We start from the raw sequence: 8,325 nt of genomic DNA on the forward strand, positions 1-8,325 counted from the left end.
TCAAACCCTCTCCCCTGCTCCCCTGCCCCCCCTTCTCCCTGCCCTACAAAGCCCAGAAATCAATCTTATGATTTGCGAGATGCAGGGGGTGCTGGGGGAGGTGCTGCTGGTGCAGATTGCAACCTCTGTTGTAACCTGGGAGCGGAACCAGAGCTTGAACCTGAACCTCCTGAAGATTGAGATCTTCGGCGTACTGAGCCTGAGCGTCTCGAAGATGAGTTACTAGAATCTGAGTTTTCTGTCCGCACGCGGCGACGGGCACGCCTAGTTGGTTGTTCAGTGGCTTGTTGAGATTGGCTCTCATTGTAGACGCGACGACGGGAACTTTGGGAACGGCGTGATTCTCGAGGGGTTTCATCTGAATTTGAACTAGTATTCCTCGAACTCCGTCTAGCGCGACGTAACGATCTCTGTTGAGAGCCAGAATCACCACTATCGCCAGAAGTGCGTTGATAACTCCGTCTAGAAGTACGTCGATAAGTACGCTCTGAGCTATCATCATCACTCTGTCGGGAACGACGTTGATAAGTGCGCCCAGAGCTATCATCATTACTACGTCGGGAACTCCGTCGATAACTCCGTCGAGAGTTATCATCATTATCATTGTCAGAGCTACTGTCAGCTTGAGGAAGCGGTTTAGAAATAGTCCGTTTTGGTTTGAGCTTCTTGAGTTCAATAGTTGGCTTGCGCCCTTCTAATTGGCTGGGGCGATCGGGGAATTTCTCCACTTTCATATTTTCTACTGCCTTCACCATGAACTGATTCCAGGTATAAGCAGCGGTACTACTTGCTCCCCAAGTCGGCTTGTTATCATCATTACCGAGCCAGACTCCTGTCACTAGTTGAGGAATATAACCGACAAACCAGAGATCTCGTGCTTCATCAGAAGTACCTGTTTTGCCAGCCACTGCGCGATCGCTAAGTTGAGCGTTACCACCTGTACCATCAGTAACCACGCTCCGCAACATCCACGTCATAATGGCAGAGGTATCTTCGTCAATGGCTCGCTCTCCTACTGACTTATCCTCATAAATCACCTTACCTTGCTGGTCGAGAATGCGACGAATTCCGTGAGATTTGACGTGAACGCCTTTATTCGCTAATGTGCCATAAGCGCTCGTCAATTCCAATAAATTAACCTCAGATGCTCCCAATGCCAAAGAGTATGTCGGTTTTAATTCCGATTCAATCCCCATTTTCTTGGCAACGTCAATTACGGGATCCCATCCGATATCAATTAATGCTTTAACGGCAACAATATTAACTGAGCTTGTCAGGGCATCTTTAATATTAGTCCAACCTCGGAATGTTTCGCTGTAATTTTTTGGTTCGTAACCATCGACAATAAAGGGGGCATCTTCATAACCGCGATAAGGTGAGAAGCCTCCTGCTATTCCTGTTGAGTAAACAAATGGTTTAAATGTTGAGCCGGGTTGACGTTGGGCTTGGGTAACGCGGTTAAATTGCTGATTGTAGAAATCTTTTCCACCCACCATAGCTTTAATTTGACCACTTCGGGGGTCAACTGCTACTAAAGCTGCTTGTTTAAATCCTTGTCCAGATCCTCTATTTTTTAATGTCTTTGTGACTGCTGCTTCTGCTGCTTTTTGCCAATCTAAATTTAAAGTAGTTTCAATAGTTAATCCTTTTTTAGCCAACAAGTCTTTTGATACATATTTGGGTAATTCCTGTTGAATGTATTCTGTAAAGTAATAAGCTTGTCGATCTAGTCGTTTGGGATTGCTCTGCTTAATATTTAGGGGAGTTGCGATCGCGACATTGGCTTCGGCAGCAGTAATATATTTCATATCCACCATTCGTTTCAGCACCACATCCCGACGCTCTTTAGCGACTTTTTCGTTAACCAGAGGTGAATATACAGTGGGCGCAGGTGGCAGTGCTGCCAACATCGCCATTTCTGGTAAAGTCAGGTCTTTTACTGGTTTGCTAAAATATATCCAAGCTGCATCAGCAACGCCGTAGGCTCCCGATCCCAAATAAACTAGATTCAAATAACGTTCTAAAATTTGATCTTTTGTTAAATCTTCTTCAATTTTTTGAGCCATCCGCATTTCCTTGATCTTGCGCCCGAAATTGCGCTGTTGATCGAAGTAGACAATGCGAGCGAGTTGTTGAGTGAGGGTACTTGCCCCTTCCACCAAATCTCCAGCTAATAAGTTCGATCCCGTGGCGCGGAAGATACCCTGGTAATCTAGTCCATTATGCTCTTGGAAGCGCTGATCTTCGCTAGAAATGAAAGCTTGCTTTAATTTGTCAGGAATTTCCCAAATCTTGAGGGTATCGTGGGTAGCAGGCCCGATTTGCTGTACGATCGTCCCGTCTGCTGCTTTAATGGTGAGGGTATCTGGGCGGACAAAAGTTAAAACATCCTCTGTCTCATCGGGGAGACTTTTGTCTAGGGCATTCCAAGCGATGGATAGGGCTATTGCACCACCACCAACGCTGACTACTCCCAATCCTAACCAAAATTTCGCCTGACGGTATATTGGTTTTGGTCCGGATAAGGCATCTTTCACTGTGCCGGGAATCTTTTTGATCCCTTCCAGTGCGATTGTTGCTCCTTGCCGACATTGTGTCAATAACCGATTTGATGGTGTTTCCTCCTTCGGTTGCAATTCTGCCTCACCCTCTGACTCAGTTAAATTCGAGTCACTTAAAGAGGATTCTAAGTTAGAATCACTCTTAGGAGTTGATTCTACTTCCGGTTCTTTTGACAATGCTGAATTGTTTAGGATCAATGGATCTTCGTGCTTTGAGATGGAATTTGTCACTTGCACTCCTCAATTACACCACAAGCCCTCACAACTTTTTGATTATTTTCGGACTTGGGATCTGGTTCTGCGCCGATCGCTTATGTAGCTTTGATTATTAAATATAAGTTAAATTTACTTTTCTGGGAAGCCACCCTTTGATGCCAACCGCCACTTTGTTGAAAATTGTATCGTAATTCCTTCCCTTCTGAACTCCTCATATTTTGCAACTACACCTGTGACTCCTGCTATATTTACCTCCGAACGTCTCCTTTTTACACCAGCAACTCCTGAAGCTACTGCAATTCCTACGATTTTTGCCTTCCCCAACACATACAGTGTGGGGATTACTAGCTTAGGCTATCAGGTAATCTGGGCTAGTCTCGCTTCCCGTTCCGATCTCCAGGTGAGCCGCTTGTTCACTGATTGCCACGAACAGTTACCAGTTCAGACAGAATTGCTAGGTTATTCTATATCATGGGAATTGGATTATGTCAATATCCTTAACTTACTAGAATTTTTGGCAATACCGTTAATGTCAGGGGAACGTCAGGATTGCCATCCCCTGGTTTTTGGTGGAGGTACGGTACTAACAGCTAACCCGGAACCTTTTGCGGACTTCTTTGATGTAATTTTACTCGGAGATGGGGAAAATCTACTAGATAATTTTATTAATGCTTACCAAGAAGTCCGACAGGCTGATAGACAAACTCAACTCAGACATTTAGCCCAGATACCAGGGATTTACGTTCCCAGTCTTTATCAGGTAACTTATCACGATTTAACGGGCGCGATCGCTTCGCCCAACTCAGGTATAGCCAAAATAGAACCGATAGATTCTGATATTCCCCCCACAGTAGCTAAACAAACCTATCGAGGCAATACCCTGTCAGCTTCCACTGTTGTCACAGAAAAAGCTGCTTGGGAAAATATCTATATGGTGGAAGTGGTACGGAGTTGTCCAGAAATGTGCCGTTTCTGTTTAGCCAGTTATCTCACACTACCCTTTCGCACGCCAAGTGTTACAGATTCCTTAATTCCGGCAATTGAAAGAGGATTAAAGGTAACCAAACGGATTGGATTATTGGGTGCGTCTGTAACCCAGCATCCAGAATTTGAGGTATTGTTAGATTACCTGGCTCAACCTAAGTATGATGATGTGCGATTGAGTATCGCTTCTGTCCGAACTAATACAGTCACTCAGAAGTTAGCCGAAATACTTACAAAACGCGACACCCATTCTATTACTATCGCAGTGGAAAGTGGTTCGGAAAGGTTGCGACAGATTGTGAATAAAAAACTAAAAAATGAAGAAATAATCCAAGCAGCGGTTAATGGCAAAGCTGGAGGATTAAAGAGTATTAAACTGTACGGAATGGTGGGAATTCCTGGAGAGGAAATGTCAGATGTAGAGCAGACAGTAGCGATGATGCGAGATATCAAAAAAGCAGCCCCTGGTTTACGGTTGACTCTGGGATGCAGTACATTTGTCCCGAAAGCCCATACTCCATTTCAGTGGTTTGGGGTGAATCCCCAAGCAGAGAAGCGGTTACAGTATTTGCAGAAGCAATTGCGATCGCAAGGAATAGACTTTCGACCAGAAAGCTATAATTGGTCAGTAATTCAAGCGTTAATTTCTAGAGGAGATCGTCGATTATCTCATCTTTTAGCATTAACTAGGCATTATGGCGACTCATTAGGTAGTTTCCGTCGCGCCTTTAAAGAATTACGAGGAAAATTACCCGAACTAGATTTCTATGTTCATGCAAATTGGTCAACAGAGCAAATTTTGCCTTGGAGTCACTTGCAAGGCTCATTATCACCAGGAACTTTAGTTAAGCATTTGGGAGTAGGGAGTAGGGAGTAGGGAATAGGGAGTAGGGAATGGGGATGAGGGTTTTGAGTTGGGGAAGGGGGAATGGCGCAAAATTTGGTAAACTGAAAACAGTCACTATTATCCATATAAAAGGAGACTAAAAATTGAGATATCAAAATCCACAAAATTGGCAAGCTGTAGTTGCCGGAATTATAGCAGCAGCAGTGCTTCTCCTCAGTTTGAGTTCCTTTATTATTATCACCCCCGGCCAAGCGGGAGTAATGAGTATCTTGGGGAAAGCCAGAGAGGGAGTATTACTGGAAGGAATACATATCAAACCCCCATTAATTTCAACAATAGATATCTACGATTTAACTGTGCAAAAGTTTGAAGTACCAGCACAGAGTTCGACTAAGGATCTTCAGGAATTATCAGCCAGCTTCGCCATCAACTTCCGCCTCGATCCAACTCAAGTAGTTAATATTAGGAGAACCCAAGGGACTTTGCAGAATATTGTATCAAAAATCATTGCACCTCAGACTCAGGAATCCTTTAAAATTGCCGCAGCTGAAAGAACAGTTGAAGAAGCAATTACCCAAAGGGATATATTGAAGCGAGACTTTGATGAAGCATTAAGCAGTCGCTTAGATAAGTATGGAATTATCATACTAGATACCAGCGTTGTCGATCTCACATTTTCCGCAGAATTCTCTAAGGCAGTCGAAGAGAAACAAATTGCCGAACAACGAGCGCAAAGAGGAGTCTATATAGCACAAGAAGCTGAACAACAAGCACAAGCAGAAATTAATATTGCCCAGGGTAAAGCAGAAGCACAAAGACTATTAGCAGAAACCCTAAAAGCCCAAGGAGGTAGCCTCGTACTTATGAAAGAAGCCATTGAAGCTTGGAAATTAGGTGGAGGGCAAGTACCGAAAGTTCTAGTTATTAATGGTGATAGTAACAGTGGAGTACCCTTCTTGTTCAACTTAGGTAATTTAGAAGAAACACCCAGTCTTTGAGGGAATGGGGTTTTGAGTTTTGAGTTTTGTTAGCGCAGCGGGACGAAGTCCGTTTTGAGTTTTGAATACTGTAGGGTGATTCGCTACTACTATCTCTGGTACTCAAAGTCTAACTAGATAATTCTCTTGCCCGCTTGGTGTCGTTATCTTGCCCGCTTAGTCCAATTTCAGGAAGGAAGACGCTCCCACTAAGTAGTCGGACAAAAGTTTTCGGTGTTATGTAAAGTTTTCTGAATGCTACTTCAATCCTTGTGTGGCAAAGGTTATGAGCATTTTTGATGTTGTAATACTGTGCCGTTTATTTATGTCCGACTACTTACAAGTATTTTTGGATTCAGGGGAGCCATCCGTTATCCCCTCTGGACGATTTGGAGAATGTAGTCAGCTCCAATGCTCCTTTTTTAGCGGATGTTCTAAAGGAAATAGAGAGAATGGAAGTCTAACATCGTATGCCCTAACTGCACCAATTAAACCCTTGGCGAACCTTTTCGTAAAAAAATACCCAGTTAATCCTCTCTATGAAAAACAATTCGTTCCAATTTTTTAGCCGCACTCAAAATAAATAACGCCATCACTGTAGCCAAAAAACTCAACTGCCAAAAACCACAACCCGCCACTATTCCCAATGCCGCCGTCAACCAGATAGTAGCAGCAGAAGTCAATCCCTTAATCTTTGGCTTACTAGGCTCTTGCACTGACTGATGCAAAATTTCCCCAGCACCTAAAAATCCTACACCAGTGGCTACTCCCTGAATGACTCGGCTGATGGTGTCGGTTGAGGTAGAAGAATTCGCCATTAAGGGAATCAAAACAAACAACGCTGCACCCAAGCTGACGAGCATGTGTGTTCTCAATCCAGCGGGTTTGCCAGCAGCTTGGCGATTCCAGCCGATTGTGCCTCCAACTAAAACTGCCAAACTGAGTCGATAGGTTAAACCCAACCAATCATCGGAAGTGATAAAAATTGTATGGGTTGGGGGTACTGCCGATAAAATCATTGAAATTATTTCCACCTCAATTTCTATAGCAACTGCCACAGCGGTTAGGACAATTGGCTCTCAGCCCCTTGTTAAAATTTGGTAGCTGAGAATGCCTTAACCGACGAAAGCGACTGCTATAATTAGGGTTTGCCTGTTTTTGATCGACCATTTTGGAGATTGTTGTCTGATTGTAACCTTTGACAGAATATTCATCGCCTCTGGTTTTTTCAGGGGAGAGAGGTGATTCGTTTTTTCCTTTTGAAAAAAAATATCAATCCTCTTCCCTACTCAGTGATACGGATCACGGCTTCTGGTGATTAATATCACAGATAGTTTACTCGCACCTCACTATTTGAGAACATAAGTATCACCTGTTTTGAGCCATTCAATTACTGGAGTTTTCCAGAAATTACTAGATGATTAAGGCATTGAACTCAATATCCTGTGTTAACCGAGAGCTATTTGGAAATTCCTTATGACAGTATTAACAGAAGTATGGTTAGACGAGTGGGATGCGCAGATCTGGTCAAGCGATCGGGAAGGGGACGCTTTATTAAAGAACTGGGAAGCCGATACTTGGTTAGATGAGTGGGACTCAGAAGTGTTGCTGGGGGACTGGAAAAAAATCCAAGATAATCTGGAAGCACTTCTCAATAGATGATCCTAATTTCGGAATGGTAAGCGCGGATGCCGTATCGGGGAATGGGGAATGGGAATAAGAAAAATTCAGACTTCAGCTAAATGACTTCAGCTAAATGACAAGACTATCACTGTGGCGGGGTTGGAGAGGGTGCATTTGTATCGGAGGGTTGAGAACGATCTATAGGTAAAGAAAGGTCAACCTTAGCACCCCTGTCATAAATTTCAATATCCCACTGACCGGAACGATTTGATTCAAAGGCAATGAAACGACCATTACCACTAATGGTGGGATGGCGAACTTCCACTAGAATATTTTCAGTTATCCGTTTCGATTCCATGGTTTGGCGATCGTAAACGAATACGTCAGGTTTGCCGAATTCCTCGGATATATAGACAATGTAGCGACCATCGGCACTGATATCTGGTTGCTCTTGCAAAATGTTTGGTTGGTTTAGCCCGGGTAAATCCACTAGCCGCCGTTGCTGAACATCATAGAGAAAGATACCCCGTTGGGCGTTGCGATCGGAACTAAAGACTAAGTAACGACCATCATAAGAATAACGGGGTTCTCCATCTGCGGCGGTACTGTTGAGTGTAGCGCCAATGGTTTGAACGGGTGGAGTCAAAAAATTACCGTCTTGGCAACCGCCTGCGATCGCGCCAATAACTACAATACACAATAATAAATAAGCCCACCGAGGAAACCACTTGATCATTTTGACACTTCCCGGTCTATGGAAGAGCGGGGAGTGTCAAGTATGGGTAATACACAGCAATTGACATTTGGCAAGCAAACTTTGCCCCACTCCAAAGCCCAACGAACTAATGTTACTCGGTTATCTGTGGCTGTTTTATTCAGGATGTTGCTAATGTGATTATCAACGGTACGCTTGCTAATTTCTAGTTTATGGGCAATCTCTTGATTGGTTAAACCAGCAGCGACTAGATCTATAATCTGCATTTCGCGATCTGAGAGGGATACGGGCAGATCTGATTTATCACCACTCATAGGTATTTTATCCTTCAGTATATTTACTTATAAATTTACTCAATTCTAGCTCCATTGGGGAGTGGGGAGTGGGGTGTAGGGTGTGGGG

General features: G+C 43.7%; 7 protein-coding genes. 3 read left to right on the top strand and 4 right to left on the bottom strand.

What is annotated here, in order from left to right:
- Positions 1-65: 65 nt before the first annotated feature.
- A complete protein-coding gene (locus tag NJ959_RS21510; RefSeq protein WP_309242681.1) occupies positions 66-2,792 on the bottom strand; it encodes a transglycosylase domain-containing protein in 2,727 nt (908 codons plus the stop codon).
- A 217-nt stretch (positions 2,793-3,009) separates the two neighbouring features.
- On the opposite strand from NJ959_RS21510, the gene NJ959_RS21515 reads away from it, so the two are divergent.
- Positions 3,010-4,638, top strand: coding sequence for a B12-binding domain-containing radical SAM protein (locus tag NJ959_RS21515; protein ID WP_254013791.1), 1,629 nt, complete (start codon positions 3,010-3,012; stop codon positions 4,636-4,638).
- Between the two features lie 113 nt (positions 4,639-4,751).
- A complete protein-coding gene (locus NJ959_RS21520) occupies positions 4,752-5,606 on the top strand; it encodes a prohibitin family protein (protein WP_254013792.1) in 855 nt (284 codons plus the stop codon).
- A 506-nt stretch (positions 5,607-6,112) separates the two neighbouring features.
- Here the strand turns inward: NJ959_RS21520 and NJ959_RS21525 are convergent.
- Positions 6,113-6,643, bottom strand: coding sequence for an MgtC/SapB family protein (locus NJ959_RS21525; RefSeq protein WP_254013793.1), 531 nt, complete (start codon positions 6,641-6,643; stop codon positions 6,113-6,115).
- 418 nt (positions 6,644-7,061) lie between these two features.
- Between NJ959_RS21525 and NJ959_RS21530 the strand changes: the two genes are divergently transcribed.
- Positions 7,062-7,247 (top strand): hypothetical protein, encoded by a 186-nt coding sequence (locus NJ959_RS21530; protein WP_254013794.1) that lies wholly within the window; start codon positions 7,062-7,064, stop codon positions 7,245-7,247.
- A gap of 106 nt (positions 7,248-7,353) precedes the next feature.
- Here the strand turns inward: NJ959_RS21530 and NJ959_RS21535 are convergent, their stop codons facing one another.
- The gene (locus tag NJ959_RS21535; RefSeq protein ID WP_254013795.1) at positions 7,354-7,944 is read right to left on the bottom strand and encodes a TolB family protein; all 591 of its coding nucleotides are present in this window, start codon (positions 7,942-7,944) and stop codon (positions 7,354-7,356) included.
- Positions 7,941-8,237 carry a photosynthetic electron transport-dependent transcriptional regulator PedR gene (gene pedR, locus NJ959_RS21540; RefSeq protein ID WP_254013796.1) on the bottom strand — a complete coding sequence of 99 codons (297 nt, stop codon included), beginning with the start codon at positions 8,235-8,237 and terminating at the stop codon, positions 7,941-7,943. Before pedR ends, NJ959_RS21535 begins: the two co-directional genes overlap by 4 nt.
- Positions 8,238-8,325 lie beyond the last annotated feature (88 nt).

Source organism: Limnofasciculus baicalensis BBK-W-15 (genome assembly GCF_024178385.1).
Taxonomy (GTDB): Bacteria; Cyanobacteriota; Cyanobacteriia; order Cyanobacteriales; family Coleofasciculaceae; genus Limnofasciculus; species Limnofasciculus baicalensis.